9 protein-coding genes are annotated in these 16629 nt (G+C 69.3%); 4 read left to right on the forward strand and 5 right to left on the reverse strand.

The features are described 5' to 3' along the window. The first annotated feature begins 58 nt into the window (after positions 1–58). Together IFSED24_RS07980 and IFSED24_RS07985 are read left to right on the forward strand one after the other, a co-directional pair. Positions 59–1114: an aldo/keto reductase gene (locus IFSED24_RS07980; protein ID WP_491334689.1), complete on the forward strand. Its 1056-nt coding sequence runs from the start codon at positions 59–61 to the stop codon at positions 1112–1114. An 83-nt stretch (positions 1115–1197) separates the two neighbouring features. Then, positions 1198–4761 (forward strand): hybrid sensor histidine kinase/response regulator, encoded by a 3564-nt coding sequence (locus tag IFSED24_RS07985; RefSeq protein ID WP_491334690.1) that lies wholly within the window; start codon positions 1198–1200, stop codon positions 4759–4761. On the opposite strand, the gene meaB is transcribed toward IFSED24_RS07985, so the two are convergent. The 4 genes from meaB to IFSED24_RS08005 all read right to left on the reverse strand — a co-directional run bounded on the left by meaB (position 4758) and on the right by IFSED24_RS08005 (position 13686). After that, the gene (meaB, locus tag IFSED24_RS07990) at positions 4758–5825 is read right to left on the reverse strand and encodes a methylmalonyl Co-A mutase-associated GTPase MeaB (protein ID WP_491335038.1); all 1068 of its coding nucleotides are present in this window, start codon (positions 5823–5825) and stop codon (positions 4758–4760) included. The two genes, IFSED24_RS07985 and meaB, sit on opposite strands and share 4 nt — an antisense overlap. 140 nt (positions 5826–5965) lie before the next feature. Continuing rightward, positions 5966–7150: a glycoside hydrolase family 3 N-terminal domain-containing protein gene (locus tag IFSED24_RS07995; protein WP_491334691.1), complete on the reverse strand. Its 1185-nt coding sequence runs from the start codon at positions 7148–7150 to the stop codon at positions 5966–5968. Between the two features lie 128 nt (positions 7151–7278). Further along, a complete protein-coding gene (locus IFSED24_RS08000; RefSeq protein ID WP_491334692.1) occupies positions 7279–10347 on the reverse strand; it encodes a FlgD immunoglobulin-like domain containing protein in 3069 nt (1022 codons plus the stop codon). 279 nt (positions 10348–10626) lie between these two features. Then, positions 10627–13686: a FlgD immunoglobulin-like domain containing protein gene (locus IFSED24_RS08005; RefSeq protein WP_491334693.1), complete on the reverse strand. Its 3060-nt coding sequence runs from the start codon at positions 13684–13686 to the stop codon at positions 10627–10629. Positions 13687–13926: 240 nt separating this feature from the next. Between IFSED24_RS08005 and IFSED24_RS08010 the strand changes: the two genes are divergently transcribed. Continuing rightward, complete coding sequence (locus IFSED24_RS08010) at positions 13927–14682, forward strand: acyl-[acyl-carrier-protein] thioesterase (protein WP_491334694.1); 756 nt, start codon at positions 13927–13929, stop codon at positions 14680–14682. Positions 14683–14802: 120 nt separating this feature from the next. Next, positions 14803–16101 (forward strand): MFS transporter, encoded by a 1299-nt coding sequence (locus tag IFSED24_RS08015; protein WP_491334695.1) that lies wholly within the window; start codon positions 14803–14805, stop codon positions 16099–16101. 35 nt (positions 16102–16136) lie between these two features. On the opposite strand, the gene IFSED24_RS08020 is transcribed toward IFSED24_RS08015, so the two are convergent. Beyond that, the gene (locus IFSED24_RS08020; RefSeq protein WP_491334696.1) at positions 16137–16574 is read right to left on the reverse strand and encodes a hypothetical protein; all 438 of its coding nucleotides are present in this window, start codon (positions 16572–16574) and stop codon (positions 16137–16139) included. Positions 16575–16629 lie beyond the last annotated feature (55 nt).

A 16629-nucleotide genomic window follows, 5' to 3' on the forward strand; every position in this document is an offset into this window, starting at 1 on the left:
GGTCCTTTCGCGGTGATGGGCAGAGGCGCCCTGACCGGCAAATCTAGGGGAAGATCGCATGCGCTACAAGTTGTTCGGGGCCAGTGGACTGAGAGTGTCGGAACTCTGCCTCGGTTGCATGACCTTCGGCGAGGAGTGGGGCTACGGCGCCGACCGCGCCGAGAGCCAGCGCATCTTCGACGCCTTCGCCACGGCCGGCGGCAATTTCCTGGACACCGCCAACCTCTACACCGGGGGCACCAGCGAGACCTATCTGGGCGAGTTCATCGCCGCCGACCGCGACCGCTACGTGGTTGCCACCAAGTACACGCTCGCCACCCGCGCGGACGATCCCAACGCCGCCGGCATGCACCGCAAGAACCTGGTGCAGTCGCTGGAGGCCAGCCTGCGGCGCCTCGGCACCGAGTATGTCGACATCCTCTACGTCCACGCCTGGGACGGCCTGGCGCCCATCGCCGAGGTCATGCGCGCCCTCGACGACCAGGTCCGCCTGGGCAAGGTGCTCTACGTGGCGGTCAGCGACACGCCCGCCTGGATCGTCGCCCAGGCCAACACCCTGGCCAGCGAACGCGGCTGGACCCCGTTCACCGGCCTGCAGCTCAAGTACAGCCTCCTCGAACGCACGCCCGAACGTGACCTCTTGCCCATGGCCCGGCACCTCGACCTGGCGGTCACCACCTGGGGTTCGCTGGGCGGCGGCCAGCTCACGGGGAAGTACCTCGGATCCACGGCGGGCGAGCGCCACACGGCCGCCGAGGTGGACACGCGGCGCACCGGTGTCGACGCCCAGCTCGACGACCGCGCCGAGCGCATCGCGCGCGAGGTCGTGACCATGGCCGGCGAGATCGGCTGCACGCCGGGTCAGCTGGCCCTCGCCTGGGTCCGCGCCCACGCGCCCGCGGTCACCATCCCCCTGGTGGGGGCCCGCACCGCCGCGCAGCTCGCCGAGAACCTGGACTGCCTCGCGGTGAGCCTGGAACCCGAGCACCGGGCGCGTCTCGAGGCCGCCAGTGCCATCGAGCTGGGCTTTCCCCACGAGTTCCTGCGCAAGGAGAGCATCCGGTCGTACATCCATGGCGAGTATTACGATAGGATCGACCGGCATCGCGGCTGACCCACCAAATGGCCTAAAGATTTCGCTAGCTTGTGTCGATCCTGGGAGGTCCTGCATCCGTCCCGCACCGGAAGGTCGACACCTTGCGCTCGCTCCGCCTGTTCTGCCTGACGCTGGCCCTCGCCGGAGGCGCCCACGCCGCCCCGGCGCCGGAGTACGCCCGGATCGGCGTCCCCCTGCTCCAGGATCTCACCCCCACCGACATCGCCGGCATCAGCCAATCGTGGGGCATGGCCCAGGATGCCGACGGCCTGGTGTATGTGGCCAACGTCATGGGGCTGCTCCAGTTCGACGGCGTGCGCTGGCGCAAGATCGACCTGCCCGGCGACGCCTCCTACGCCGTGGCCACCGACCCGGAGGGCCGGGTCCACGTCGGCGGCCAGGACACGTTCGGCCGGCTGGAACCCGATTCGCTGGGGTGCCTGGCGTATCATGCGCTCGAGAACGTGCTCCCCGATTCGCTCCGCGACCTCGGCACCGTCATGCGCCTGTTCCCCACCGCCGAAGGCCTCTATGTCCTGGGCGAACAGGCGCTCTTCCATTTCGCCGACGACACGACCTACCAGTGGTGGCCGGCCAAGCACGTGCACCAGTTCGCCTTCCTCGAGCGTCAGCGCCTCTACGTCTGGGACTACGAGGTCGGGCTGCAGATCCTGGACCCTGACAGCGGCCTGACTCCCTTACCCGGATTCGGCGGCGAGAACCGCGATCCCCAGACCATCTGGCTGCCCCTGTCCGACGGACGATTCCTCGCCAGCAACTTCGACACCGGCGCCCTGCAGGTGTGGGACGGCGAGACGCTCGCCCCCTTCGCCAGCGAGGCCGCCGATTACCTCGCGGCCCATTCGCCTTATTGCGGCACGGTCCTGCCCTCGGGTCGGCTGGCCATCGGCACCCTCTCGGGCGGCCTGGTGGTGCTCGAGCCCGACGGCCGGCTCGCCAGCATCCTGACCAAGCAGGAAGGCCTGCCCGACGAGCGCGTGCTCGGCCTGGGCCTCGATCGCGACGGCGGCCTCTGGCTCGCCATGTCGCAAGGCATCGCCCGGGTGGAGGTCGATGGCGAGGTGAGCTTGTTCGACGAGCGTCGCGGGTTGAGCGGCGGTCTCGCCGAGATCCTGCGCCACGACGGCCAGCTCTATGCCGCCACCAACTACGGGGTCTTCCGCCTCGACGAATCGGGCCCGCCGCCCCATGCCTTCGAGCCGGTCACCGGCCTGCCGCCCCAGGTCTTCTCGCTCTGCTCGGCCGCGGGCTACCTGCTCTGCGGAACCGTGGAGGGCGTGTCGCGCATCGACGGTCTCGAGAGCAAACCCCTGGTGGACTACGATGCCGGTTACAGCCTCTACGAACATCCCGACCGACCGGGTCTGGTGCTGGTTGGCCTGAGCGAGGGCCTCCTGCGGCTCGACCTGTCCGGCGAGGAACGTAAGAACCTGGGCCGGATCCCCGACTTCACGGGCGACGTCCGCGGCATGGCCCTGGATGCCGATGGCAGCCTCTGGCTGAGCACCGGTTTCGACGGCGTGCACCGCTTCGTGTTCGCCGACGGCTGGGATCAGGACCCGACCCTGCACGAGTGCTTCGGACCGGAGGACGGTCTCGGCGAGGGCGACGCCTGGATCTTCCCCCTCGACGGCCACGCCTGCCTGATCACGCCCGACAACCGGTTGCTCCGTCCGCAGGAGCGAGGTCACGCCCCACGCTTCGTCGCCGACCCCACCCTCGGCATGGACTTCGCTGGCTTCGACCCCGACGTGCACGGTCTGGCCGGCAGCCGCGACGGCAGTGCCTGGATCCGTGGCGGGGCGATCCCCCACATCGGCCTGCGCCTGCCCACCGGCGGCTACGCGTGGCAGGACGTACCCTTGCAGCGTGCCGGTCGCCTGCAATCCCCGGTGATCCATCTCGACGCCGACGGAGTGGTCTGGACCGGCGAGGCCGACGGACTCATCCGCTGGGACCCGCGTCTGCGCGGCCCCGAAACGCCGACCTGGCGTTGCCTGGTGCGCAGCCTGCGCGCCGCCAGCTCGGACTCGCTGCTGTTCGGCGGCCAGGAGACGGCAGTCCCGCGTCGCCTCGGTCAGCGGCTGAGCGGCGTGCGCGTGGCGTACGCATCGCCGAGCCTCGACACGCCGCAGCTACAGCAGTACCGCGTCCGCCTCCTCGGCTTCAACGACCAGTGGTCGGGCTGGACCAGCGAGACCCACAAGGACTACACCAACCTCGGCGGCGGCGACTACCGCTTCGAGGTCCAGGCCCGCGACGCGTGCGGCCGCACCGGCGAGGTCGGCACCTACGAGTTCAGCATCCCCACGCTCTGGCACGAGACCTTCTGGGCCCGCGGCCTGGCCCTGTCGCTGGGAATCGCCCTGATCGCCATGGTGGTGACCCGCCTGAACCGCTTCCGGATCCGCGCCCTCGAGCACGAGGTGCAACGCCGGACCGCCGAGCTCGAGACGGCCCGCGACGACGCCGAACGCGCCAACCGCGCCAAGAGCGACTTCCTCGCCAACGTCAGCCACGAGATCCGCACGCCCATGAACGGCGTCCTGGGCATGGTCAACCTGCTGCTCGAGACCGAACTGGACCAGCAGCAGCGGCAGCACGCCGAGACCATCGCCAGCTGCGGCGACAGCCTCCTGTCCCTGATCAACGACATCCTCGACCTCTCCAAGATCGAAGCGGGCCAGCTCGAGGTGATCAGCGAGAGCTTCGACCTGCACCTCTGCATCCACGAGGCCTTGCGCGTGCTGGCCCCGAGCGCCAAGGGCAAGGGACTGGTGCTGGACATCACGCTGGATCCCGAACTCCCCCGCCTGGTCAAGGGCGACCAGCTCCGCCTGCGTCAGGTGCTCGTGAACCTGCTCTCGAACGCGGTCAAGTTCACCGAGCGGGGCAGCGTGGGGTTGGTGGTCGATCACCGGTGTCGGGCCGAGGGACGTCAGCAGGTCGCCTTCGCCGTCAGCGACACCGGGATCGGCATCCCGCACGAGGTGCAGGCGCGCCTCTTCAAGCCCTTCACCCAGGGCGACCGCACCATCAGCCACCGTTTCGGCGGCACCGGGCTCGGTCTGGCGATCAGTCGCCAGCTCGTCGAGCTCATGGATGGCGACATCCTGGTGGAGAGCATGCCCGGCCGCGGCTCGACCTTCCGCTTCACCATCGAGGTCGGGATCGTGGACGCACGGGCCGAGGAACTGCAGCCGCGCCCGTTGCCGGGCGAGTTGCCCCCCGCGCCGGAACCGCTGGGCCCCGCCGACCTGCCGCCGTTGCGGATCCTGGTGGTCGACGACAACCAGGTCAACCTGCGCGTCGCGCAGGGCATGCTCGCGCGACTGGGTCAGCAGACCGACCTCGCCGAGAACGGCGAGCGCGCGGTGGCCATGGTGCAGGAGACGGACTACGACCTGGTGCTCATGGACCGCAAGATGCCCGGTCTCGACGGCCTGGGAGCCACGCAGCGGATCCGCACGACCATACCCGCCGAACGCCAACCACGCATCGTGGCCATGACTGCGAGCGTGACGGCCGAGGACCAGCAGCTCTGCCTCGCGGCGGGCATGGATGATTTCCTCAGCAAGCCCGTACGCAAGCAGGCTCTGGCCGAGGTCCTGGCGCGGGTGGCCCAGCGGCAGCCGGCCGGCTAGCCCTGGTCCCCGGCGGGCGGCCCGTCGTCCCCGGTGAAGGCCGCGAGGAGCTGGCGGGCGGCTGTCACGGCCGGCAGCTCACCGCGCTCGACGGCGGCCTCGAGCCGCGGCAGGAGCTCCTGGACCCGAGGCTGCTCGCGGAACATCTCCTCGAGCTGCTCGCGCACGAGCTGGTGCACCCACTGCCGTTCCTGGCCTCGCCGGCGGCGCTCGAGGACTCCGCTCTTGCGGGCACGGTCGATGAAGGTCTCCACCACATGCCACATCTCGAGCACCCCGGCCCCGGTGAGCGCCGAGCAGGTGTGGGCGCGCGTCTGCCAGCCCTCGGTGGCGGGCCGCAGGTAGTGCAGCGCGCGTTCGTACTCGGCGCGGGCCAGCTCCGCGTGCTGCCGGTTGTCGCCATCGGCCTTGTTGATCAGGATGGCGTCCGCCAGCTCGATCACGCCCTTCTTGATCCCCTGCAGCTCGTCGCCGCCGCCGGCGATCAGGATGAGCAGGAAGAAGTCGACCATCTGGCGCACCACGGTCTCGCTCTGCCCCACGCCCACGGTCTCCACCAGGACCACGTCGTAGCCCGCGGCCTCGAAGAGCAGGATCGTCTCGCGGGTCTTGCGGGTCACGCCGCCCAGGGTGCCGCCCGACGGCGAGGGCCGCACGAAGGCGCCCGGGTCGGTGCCCAGCTTCTCCATGCGCGTCTTGTCGCCGAGCAGGCTGCCGCCGGTCACGGTGCTGCTGGGGTCGACCGCGGTGACGGCGACCTTGCGGCCTTGCGCCGTGAGCGCCGTCCCCAGCGCCTCGATGAAGGTGCTCTTGCCGGCGCCGGGGACCCCGGTGATGCCCACCCGGATGGCCTTGCCGCGATGCGGCAACAGCGCCTGGACCACCTCCTGCGCCTGCTCGAAGTGGGCCGGGGCGTTGCTCTCGACCAGGGTGATGGCGCGCGCCAGGAGGGTCCGGTCGCCCGAGAGGACGCCGGCCACGTATTCGTCGGTGGCGAGCGCGCGGCGGCGGGCGGCAGGCGTGCGGGAGGACTGGCCGCCCTCCTGGCCGCTCACGCCGGGCATGATGTTCAGGGCCGAGCGCTCGACCTCGATGTTGTCGCGGATGTCGGCGAGTTCGCCGGGCTGGTCCGGCCGGGGCTTGTCGTGCATGCGATCCTCCTCGAACCCAAGTTAACGAGGAACGCCCGGGGACCCAAGGGCGATCAATCGCCCAGCAGCCCCAGCGCCTGCTTCACGGCGAGGATGCGCCGCACGGCAGCTTCCGCCAGCGCGCGGGCCTCGGGATCGGCGGCCACGAGCCGGGCCAGCGCCTCCTGCATGGCCACCGCCTTGGCGGGATAGGTGACCAGGAGCAGGTCGTTGCCCGCACGGAGGGCGCGCGCGCAGAGCTGCGCCCAGTCCTCCTCGGGGTATGTGGCCGGCAGGATGTGCAGATCGGGGCGCTGCCAGGCGCGCAGCGCGGTGCCCCAGAGGTCGTCGGTCATGATCAGGCCGTCGGGAATCGCCGCGCGCGCGAGGCCGACCGCGGCCGGGGAGAGCACCGCGGGCTCCTCGCCCAGCGGCGGGTAGATGATGCTGGCCATCATCACGCCCGCGATCACCGGCCGGGCGGCGGCGAACCGCGCCGCTCCGGCCTCGATGGCCGGGAGATCGGCACCGCTGTGGGCCGGCTCGAGGTCGCTGTTCTCGGCCACGTCGTAGCCGGGGAAATGCTTGGCCAGACAGAACACGCCTGCCTCGCGGCAACCGCGGGCGTAGGCCATGGCCGGCGGCAGGATCTCGGCATCGGTGGATCCGAAGGCGCGGTTCCGCCGTCCCATCCAGCCCTCGGCGCCGTCCCAGGCCAGGGCGCCGTCGAGGACCGGCGCCAGGTTGAGGTTCACCCCGAGGTCGGCGAGGAACCGGCCGATCCGGCGGCCCTCGGCCTGCACCGCCTCCACGGGCCAGGCGGCCATGGTCTCGGCACCCGGGGTGCCGGCTTGCCAGCCGGGCAGCGCGTCGAGGCGGCTGACCGAGCCGCCTTCCTGGTCGAGACAGACCAGGTAGCCCACGGGCGCGGCGGCCTGCAGCGCGTCGAGGTCCCGGCGCAGCGCCGCGGCGTCGGTGAGCATGGACTTGAACAGGAGCACGCCGCCGAAGCCGTGCTGCAGCAGGAACGCGTTGTCGGCGCGGTAGACCACGATCATCTGGCCGACGAGGGCGCGGGGATCGAGGGTGGCCAGGAGCGAGTCCACCGGCGAGGGCTCCGGCGGCGGTGGCGGCGGGGTCACGACGATGGTGTCGGCCGGCGCCGGGAACGTCTCGGGTACGCGGGCTGGCGGCGGCGGGCCCGCGCAGGCGGCCAGCATCACCAGAGCGGCGACGAGGCTGAGGATCGCTCGTTTCATGTCCGGGAGCAAACCAGGGAACCGGGCGGCAGGCAACCGTTTCCTGACTGTCCCTGGTCATGGATCAGCCCGGCTGCCGAGTCCACGGGGAACGCGGCAACCGGGCTGAGGTCGGATCGAGCGGCGGACTACTTCACCAACGTCAGCTTGCCGAGCCGGGTCTCGCCGGCCGCCTTCACCTCGTAGAAGTAGATGCCCGAGGCCGCCTGCCGGCCCTGCTGGTCCTCGCCGGCCCAGGTCAGTTCGTGGGCCCCGGCGGTGAGCGGCCCGTCGTGCAGCGTGCGGACCAGCGCGCCGCGCAGGTCATAGATCTTGACCCGTGCATCGGCATCCCAACCCAGGTTCAGCTTGATGACGGTGCGCGGGTTGAACGGGTTGGGACCCGCGGTCACCGACAGCGCGGCCGGCAGTTCAGGCGCGGCGATGGGCGGGCCGACGTCGGCGTTTAAGATGTAGAGGACATCGCGCAGGAACAGTGAGCGCGCCGGTACCGCATAGCCGATGGGCGCCGTGTAGCCCGGCGCCGCCTCGATGGCACACAGCGCCTGGTTGAGCAGCACCACCCGGGCGCCCAGCGTGGCGATGTCGCGGTAGGTCATGGGCGCGTAGGAAAAGATCCCGCCCTGCCCGTTGATGTCGGTGTACTCGGCGACCCGCACCGTCCCGGCGGCCGTCTCGAGAGCGTCGAACGTCCGCGGCCTGGGGCAGCCGCCGGCGCCGATGAACTCATCGAGGCTGACCACGACGCCGTTGCCGGGAATGGTCTTGAGCAGCGGGTTCATCTGGAGGCCGATGTACGGGCTCACATCGGGTGCCATGACGTCGACGCCCAGGAAAGCGTCGTTGAAGGCGTGGCCGAGCGTGCCGGCGTTCTCGAGGCTGCTGGCCAGGTTGTCGCCCACCAGGAACGCCCGTTTATCGTTGAGCTCGAACCAGCTCGTCAGCACCTGCAGGTCGCGCGACGGATCCTCGGCGAAATCGCCGTTGGCCAGGGTGTAGGTGGAAAGATCGTCGCAGGTGTAGAGCAGCACGTCGTAGCCCTCGAGCACCGCCGGCGTCGCCCGACCGCCGAGGCCGTTGCCCACGCCGGCGTTGGCCGCCTGGGTGTAGTAGGTGTCGAAGTGCTCGTCGTCGTCCATCCCGCCGTGGGCCAGCGCGAGCGACCAGCTGTGATACTCGTCGACGTCGGCGCCGTCGAACCAGAACAGGGTCCGCGGCTGGTCGCCGGGGATGTCGGATTCGAGCGAGGGCAGCGCGCGCACCTGGAACTCGAGCGGGTAGACCGTGTCCAGGGTCCGCCGGCCGGTGAAGCGGGTGAAGCCGGTGGTGTCGACCGGTAGCCGCGAGAGGCCCACCTCGCCGGCGCGGTCATCGGTGGCCTCGAAGAAGTAATGGATCTCGTCGCCGGGATAGAAGAAGCCAGTATCGGGCAGGTCGAACCAGAAGCGATTCACGATCAGATTGCCGTTGGCGGTCCGGCAACTGTCGCCCTCCACGGTGCCCGTGACCAGGCCGCCCGGCTCGATGGCGAATCCCGGCGGGAGCTGGCGCGCGAAGTCGAAGAGCGGGTTGGGCCGCAGGGCCACGATCATCCGCGGCGGCTCGACCAGGACCGCGCCGTTGCGTGGCGTCACGTCGATCACCAGCGAGTCGCCGGGGTCGTTGTGCAGGTCGTCCTCAGGGCTGATGTTCTGCGCCATGTCGAAACGGCAGTGGTTGGCGGCCAGGTCGTCGTAAGCCAGCTCGCCACGCTCGGGGAAGGTATCCTGGGCCAAATTCATGCTGGCGGCGTACATCGTCGGTCCATCCAGGGCGAACATCTTGATGGCCACGTTGTCGTAGTAGGGCGCCGGGGTGGCGTCGAACCCGTTGAAGCCCCAGTTGTAGCCGATTTCCCAGGCCTCGAGCGAGAGTTGCAGGTAGCGGGCGTCAGGCTCCAGCAAATCCTCCAACCGGTGGCTCGCGCGCCGGTAACCCGTGTCGAACAGCTCGATGAACGAGCGGTTGACCCAGTTCGCAGCCGCGAGGTCGTCGGGATCCTCGCTGGCCGTCGACCGCATGGCCCAGTTGGTGGTGATCCCGCTCCAGTCCGGAGCGCCGAATCCCGTGTGGACGTAGACCCCCCACTCCATGGTCAGGCCGTCGTGGCCGGGCGGGATGGCCACCGGGGGCGAGACGACCCCGCAGTGCAGGTAGAAATCCGGTCCCATGAGGCCACCCGTGTGGTTGAGCACGTAGCCGCCGGGGCCGTAGCACCAGGTGATGCACCAGGTGCCACCGGTGCCGGGGACCACCGCGCCATCGTCCACGAAGGCGACCTGCCACGACTGGTTGCCGATGCAGGGATCCATGTCCATGAGGTTCTCGTAGAGCGCGGCATAGCTGCCCACGCTCGTGGGCTCCGGCTCGGTCCAGTAGACCGGGCTGCCGGGCTCGAAGTCGTCGAAGGTGGCGAGCTCGCCGTCGAGCAGCACGGTGATGTCGTCGATCTGGCAGGCGCCGTCGGTGTCCAGCAGGCCGTCCCCGTCGCTGTAGGCGCTGTCGGACGCGAAGAACCAGCGCAGGCGGATCCCGTCCCCGGCATAGTCGACCGGCTGCAGCACCACGGTCTGGTCGACCGCCACGTTCTGGCGGGTGCCATTGAAGCTCTCGAGGTCCTCCCAGCCATCCGCCCGGGCGACCTGGAGATACACGAAGTCCCAGCCCTGCTCGACATCGTGGTTCAGGAACGCCGTGATCGAGACGGTGACCGGTTCGCCGGGGACGGGCGGTTCGCCGGTCCAGTTCAGGACGGTGCTCCAGTCGTTGCCGTAGCCGGGGTCGCCGTCGAATTCGGTGCCGCACCACATGGCCTGGTTCCCGGCCGGGTGGCCGTTCAGGCCGGCGGCGTTGAAATCCGAGACATTCCACACAGGCTCCAGCGTCACGACCGTGAAATCGATCCCGGTCCAGCCATGCCAGTCCGCGTTGCCGAATTCGTCCTCGAAGCGACCGTCGTAGCGGTCGGGTCCGCCGAGCAGGTAGACGGTGTCGCGGGCGGCCTTGCCACTGGCGGGAGAGCCGCCGACGAGATCCACCGGATAACCGTCGTGCAGGCGGATGGAGCAGGCGGGCGGTGCAGACGTGTCGACGGCCAGGGCGATCGAGGCGAAAAGCCCGATCAGGGCTAGAATTGGGTAGACCGGTTGGCAGCGCATGGAACATCCCTCCGTGTTGCAGAAGCTGGGGCGGCTTCCATTGTATCAAATCCGCTGGCCAGATGGAGAAAAAGCGGCTGGCTGCGAATTCTGGTTGCTGGTTGGGAAGGTGATCGCGTGCGTGTCGGGTTGGAGCGAGTCACCCCCCGGGACCATTTTGCAACCCTTATGGGATACGTTACGGATCTCGAACGTGCTCGGTCAATACCCCTCAACATGAAACCCGGCTGTCGGGACCGATCATCCTGACAGCCGGGCTATCCTGCACACGAGAGACGACTACTTGACTAGGGTCAGCTTGCCAAGCCGGGTCTCATCCGCCGTCTTCACCTCGTAGAAGTAGATCCCGGAGGCGGCCTGGCGGCCTTGCTGGTCCTCGCCCGCCCAGGTCAGATCGTGGCGACCTGCCGTGAGCGGTCCGTCATGGAGCGTGCGCACGAGGGCGCCGCGCAGATCGTAGATCTTCACCTGCGTCCGGGCGGTCCGGGTCAGGTCCAGCTTGATCACGGTGCGCGGGTTGAAGGGGTTGGGTCCGGCGCTCACGGTGAGCGAGGCCGGGGTGTCCGGGGCGGCGATGGGGGCGCCGTACCAGTGGTTGTCGAGGTAATCGAGGATGTCCATGAGCACCACCGTGCGCGCATTCAGGGTGCCGTACCCGGCCGGAGGCTCCCAGTCGGGAGGCGACCCGATCAGGCCGAAGGCCTGGTTCAGGAGCACCACCTTGGCATCGTCGGCGGGATTGTGGTGCATGGTCATGGGCGCATAGGGGTAGACGCCGTCGTTGCCGCCGGGATCGGTGTACTCGGCGATCCGGAGCGTCTCCCCGACCACCTCCAGGGCATCGAAGGCGTTGAGGACCGGGCAACCGCCGCGGGCGATGAACTCCTCGACGCGGACGACGATCCCGTTGCCCGGAACGGTGACCACGGACGGGTTCGTCTGCTCCCCGATGAACGGTCGAACGCATGGATCGACGAGGTCGACCCCGAGGTACGTGTCGACGAATCCCTGTCCGGCCGGACCAGCGTCCAGGAGGCTGCTGACCAGGTTGTCGCCGGTGAGGAAGGCGCGCCGGCCGCCGAGGGTGAACCAGTCCGACAGCACCTGCAGATCCTGCGATGGGTCGTGGGCGGGGTCGCCGTTGGCCAGGGTGTAGGCCGCCAGGTTGTCGCAGGTGTAGAGCAGGATCTCGTAGTCCTCGAGCAGGGCGGCGGTGGCCCGGCCGCCGAGGCCGTTGCCCACGCCGGCGCCGGCGCCGCGGGTGACGTAGGTGTCGAAGTGGTCATCATCGTCGAGGCCGCTGTTGGCCAGGGAGACGTACCACTGGTAATGCTCCTCGCGGTCCTGGCCGTCGAACCAGAGGAGGACGCCGGGCTGGTCGCCGGGAACCGCGAGGTCCCGGATCGACGGCAGCGCCCGTACCGTGAACTCGGGCGGGAAGGGCGTGTCGTAGATCTGGCTGCCCAGGTAGCGGTCGAAGCCCGCGGTGTCGGCGGGCAGACGCGTGAGGCCCAGGGCGCCGTCGCGCTCGTCGTGGGCCTCGAAGAAGTAGTGGATCTCGTCGCCGGGGAAGAAGAAGCCGGTGTCGGGTAGATCGAAGCTGTAGCGATCATCCGGCATGCCCCCGCCCTGGCTGCCCAGGACCGTGCCCTTGATCAGACCGCCGGGACTGACGGCGAATCCCGACGGCAGGACGCGCACGTCGTCGAAGACCGGGTTGGGGTGCATGGAGACGATCATGCGCGGCGGCCCCGTGAGGCTGGCGCCCTGGCGCGGCGCCGCCGTCACCACCAGCGAGTCGCCCGGATCGTTGCGCAGGTGGTTGGCCGGACTGATGTTGCGGGCCATGTCGAAGCGGCAGTGGTTGTTGGCGGCGACCTCGCGATCGAGCACGCCGCGTTCGGGGAAGGTGTCCTGCGCCAGGTCGAAGGTCACCGCCCGGAGCGAGGGCCCGCCCATGGCGAAGGCCTTGATGGCCACGTTGTCGAAGTACGGCGCGGGTGTGGGATCACCGTCCCAGCCCCACAGCAATAGCTGGTCGACCTCGAGCGAGAGCTGGACCTGGCGGGCCTCCGGCACCAGGAGATCCTCGACGCGCTGGATCCTTCGCAGGTAACGCGGCTCCTCAATGAGCGCGATGAAGGCCCGGTTGACCCACTCGGCGGCCTCCAGGTCGGCCGGGTCCTCGCTGGCCGTGGAGCGGATGCGCCACTGGCTGTAATGGCCGGTCCAGGTCGGCTCGTTGAAGGGGAAATGGCTCCAGACATTCCATTCCATCTGCAGGCCGTCGTACCCCGCCGGCAGGGCCACCGGCGGCGAGAGGATGCCGTTGTGCATGGTGAAGTCGGGCCCCATGAGACCGCCGGTGAAGTTCACGCAGTAGCCGCCTTGGCCATAGCACCAGGTGATGCACATGGTGCCGCCGGTGCCGGGGACCACCACGCCGTCGTCGATGAAGGCCACCTGGGGGCTGTTGTTCCAGTGGCAGGGATCCACGTCCTGCAGGACGGGGAAGATCTGGGCGAAGTCCCCCACGCCCGGCTGCAGGACCTCGATCCAGTGGACGGGGCTGCCGGGCTCGAAGTCGTCGAAGGTCGCGGTGACGCCGTCGAGCTGGACGGTGATGTCGTCGATCTGGCAGGCGCCGTCGGTGTCGATTTCTCCGTCTTCGTCGCTGGCGACGCCATCGGACTCGAAGCGCCAGCGCAGGCGGATGCCGCCCTCGGCGTAGTCCTCCGGCGCAATGACGCAGGTCTCGTCCACGGCGAGGTTCTCGCCGCGCCCGTCGAAGCTGGCCAGGGCTTCCCAGCCGTCCGCGCGGGCGACCTCCAGGTAGAGGAAGTCCCAGCCCTGCTCGACGTCGTGGTTCAGGAACGCCGCGATCGTGACCGTCGCCGGTTCGCCGGGCACCGGAGCGTCACCGGTCCAGACCAGCGAGGCGTTCCAGTCGTTGCCGTAGCCCGGGTCGTCCCCGAATTGGGTCCCGCACCACATGGCCAGGTTGCCCGACGGGTGACCGTTCAACCCCGTGGCGTTGAAGTCGGAGATCTGCCAGCGCGTATCGGGCACGAAGGTGAAGTCGCGGCTGGTCCAGCCGTGCCAGTCGGGCACGCCGTTATGGTCCTCGAAACGGCCGTCGAACCGGTCGGGCCCGCCGAGCAGGTAGACGGTGTCGCGGGCAGCCTTGCCGGCGTCCGGGGTGGCGCCGACGAGTTCGAGCGACTGTCCGCCCCGGGCGAGGATGGGGCGACGGTCCGGGCCCTCGCGGTCGCCGGCCACAGCGAGGCTCGCGAGCAGTCCGCACAGGATCAACAGGATCATCAGGGGTTGGCAGCGCATGGGACTCCCTCCAGGGTCGCGTGTGAGCGGGGATACCATTGTACCAGAATTGCCGACCCTCGGTCAAAACGAGCGGTCTCCGAGCGATCAGCATGATTGGCGGGAGGCGAGCAACGGTGTCGTGGTCTTGTCCGTCCGGCACACCCCCGGGACCGAATGGCAACCCTCTGGATAGACGTTACGGATCTCGAACTTGCCCGGTCAATACCCCGCGACGCATCATTGGGCCAGGAGGAAAAAATGACTAGCCAGCCCCGCCCCCTGATCCGCGAGGAGCGCCGCGTCGCCAGCTGGGACGTGGACGCCTGCAACCGTCTGACCACCGCCGCCCTGGGCCGCTACCTGCAGGAGACCGCCGAGAGCAGCGCCGCGATCATGGGCGCCAGCTTCGAGGACCTGCGCCGGGCCAACCAGGCCTGGGTGCTCTACGGGATGCTCCTGCGGGTCGAGCGGCTGCCCCGCTTCCGCGACCGCATCGTGGTGGAGACCTGGCCGCGCGACATCGTGCGCCGCAGCGCACTGCGCGATTTCCGCGTCTACGACGAGGCCGGCGCGGTGGTCGCCCGCTGCAGCACCAGCTGGTACTGCCTCGACCTCGCCACCCGCCGTCCGGTCCTGCCCGACCGCTGGCGCACCGCCCCCTGGCTGCCCGACGAGCGCGCCCTCGACCGCGACCCCATGCGGCTCCCCGAGGTGACCGCGGCCGAGGCCGAGGTCGCCGTCCCCGTGCGCTGGAGCGACCTGGACCTCAACGACCACGTCACCAACACCCGGTACCAGGATCTGGCGGTGGAGTGCTACTCCGCCGACTGGCTGCGGACGCACCGGATCAAGGAGTTCGAGCTGAATTTCCTGGCCGAGGGCCGGTATCCCGACACGCTGCTCAGCCGGCGGCAGGCCGATCCTGACGAACCGGGCACCTGGCGCCACGCGCTGGTGCGCGAGAGCGACGGCAAGGAGATCTTCCGGGGGCGGATCGCCTGGCGCCAGGCGTGACCGGGACACCGTGTGACCTTGGCCATTGATCCCCGGCACCCCCATGCCCCATAGTGAGCGCTGGCCGGCCCCGCACGCCGGCCGCCTTGCCGCCACCGACCCCAGCTACGGGAGCCTTCCATGACGGCCACCGCCACCTTGGACCAGAAACGCCAGGGCCCGTCGCCCGCCTACCGCTGGCTCGTGCTGATCGTCATCAGCCTGGCCATGTTCGGCAACTACTACGTCTACGACAGCATCGCGCCCATCGCCGACATGCTGAAGGCCGACCTGGGCTTCACCGACGAGAACATCGGCAGTCTCTACTCGATCTACAGCATCGCCGCGGTGATCGTGCTGATCCTCGGCGGCATCGCGGTCGACCGCTACGGCACGGTCAAGTCCACCATCGTCTTCGGCGCGCTCTGCACCGTCGCCGCGGTGATCAACGCCACCACCAGCGACTTCAAGATCATGATGGTGGCCAGGTTCGTCCTGGGCCTGGGGTCCGAACCGCTCATCGTGGCCATCACCACGGCGCTGGCCAAGTGGTTCAAGGGGCGCGAGCTGAGCTTCGCCTTCGGCATCAACCTGACCATCGCCCGGCTCGGCTCGGTGGCCGCCGACTGGTCGCCCACCTGGGCCAAGTTCGCCTACACGAGCTGGCAGGCGCCGCTGCTGGTGGCCGCGGTCCTCGGCGCGCTCTGCGTGCTCTCGCCCCTGGGCTACGGCGCGCTCGAGGCCAACGCCAAGCGCAGGTACGGCCTGGGCGAAGCCGGCGAGACCGACAAGTTCACCCTCGGCGACCTCTTCAACTTCGGCCGCTCGTTCTGGTTCGTGGTGGCGCTCTGCGTGACGTTCTACTCGGCGATCTTCCCGTTCCGCAGCTTCGCCATCAAGTTCTTCATCGAGGCCTGGGGCATGGCGCGCGAGACGGCAGGGCAGGCCAACAGCGTGCTGCCGCTGGCGGCCATGGTCGTCACCCCGCTGTTCGGATTGCTGGCCGACAAGATCGGCAAGCGCACGCACCTGATGATCCTGGGCTCGTTCCTGCTCATGCCGGTCTACCTGCTGCTGGGCTACCAGCTGCTGCCCTTCGGGGTGCCCATCGCCATGATGGGCGTGGCCTTCTCGCTGATCCCCGCGATCATGTGGCCGTCGGTGGCTTACATCGTCGATGAGAAGCGGCTGGGCACCGCCTACTCGGTGATGACCCTGGTCCAGCAGGTCGGCGTGGCGGGGATGAACTGGCTCATCGGCAAGGCCAACGACATGTCCGGCGCCAGCGCGCAGAATCCCGACGGCTACATCACCGGCATGTGGATCTTCAGCATCCTCGGGTTCCTGGCGCTGTTCTTCGCCATCATGCTGCAGCGCGCCGAGAAGGGCCCGAGCGGACACGGCCTGGATACGATCAAGGCTTCCGACGCCCGCGACTGAACCGCCTCAGGGGGACGGCCGCGGCCGTCCCCCGCTCAGCGCGTCCGGCGGTAACGCCCCTGCGCCAGGAACCCCGTCAGGTCGGGCCGCGCGCTGGCCAGCAGCGCCGCCGAGATCACCGCCCCCACCACCACCGGCAGGATCTGGCAACCGATGATCGTCAGCACCAGACCGTAGATGGCGACCGCCTCGAAGCAGGCCCAGCGAATGATCATGGCGGTCTGATACGCCGGCAGGACGCTCGCCTCGGTGTGGTCGTCGCCCGTGAGCTTCGCGAGCTGGCGGGGCGGCAGGATGTAGCCCAGCGCGATCGTCCCGACGGCCATGGCCGACAGTCCCGCGACCACCGCCAGCGGCAGCGGCTGACCGGTGAGGTCGCGGCACATCAGCCAGCCCACGACCACGTAGATGACGGTGGCGGCCAGGAAGGCGCCCCAGATGACGAGGAGCGTGGTGCGGTTGTTCTCGTTCATGGTGCGATCCCCCGGCTGAGTGGTGGAGCGAGGCCCGCCAACGGCGGCAGCCGAC

It is taken from the genome of Candidatus Latescibacter sp. IFSED24, from assembly GCF_058273205.1.

What these genes read in the sequence shown, in the direction of transcription:
- IFSED24_RS07980 (WP_491334689.1), top strand. Translation starts at nt 59, where the DNA reads ATGCGCTACAAGTTGTTCGGGGCCAGTGGACTGAGAGTGTCGGAACTC.
- meaB (WP_491335038.1), bottom strand. Translation starts at nt 5,825, where the DNA reads ATGCCCGGCGTGAGCGGCCAGGAGGGCGGCCAGTCCTCCCGCACGCCT.
- IFSED24_RS07995 (WP_491334691.1), bottom strand. Translation starts at nt 7,150, where the DNA reads ATGAAACGAGCGATCCTCAGCCTCGTCGCCGCTCTGGTGATGCTGGCC.
- IFSED24_RS08000 (WP_491334692.1), bottom strand. Translation starts at nt 10,347, where the DNA reads ATGCGCTGCCAACCGGTCTACCCAATTCTAGCCCTGATCGGGCTTTTC.
- IFSED24_RS08005 (WP_491334693.1), bottom strand. Translation starts at nt 13,686, where the DNA reads ATGCGCTGCCAACCCCTGATGATCCTGTTGATCCTGTGCGGACTGCTC.
- IFSED24_RS08010 (WP_491334694.1), top strand. Translation starts at nt 13,927, where the DNA reads ATGACTAGCCAGCCCCGCCCCCTGATCCGCGAGGAGCGCCGCGTCGCC.
- IFSED24_RS08015 (WP_491334695.1), top strand. Translation starts at nt 14,803, where the DNA reads ATGACGGCCACCGCCACCTTGGACCAGAAACGCCAGGGCCCGTCGCCC.
- IFSED24_RS08020 (WP_491334696.1), bottom strand. Translation starts at nt 16,574, where the DNA reads ATGAACGAGAACAACCGCACCACGCTCCTCGTCATCTGGGGCGCCTTC.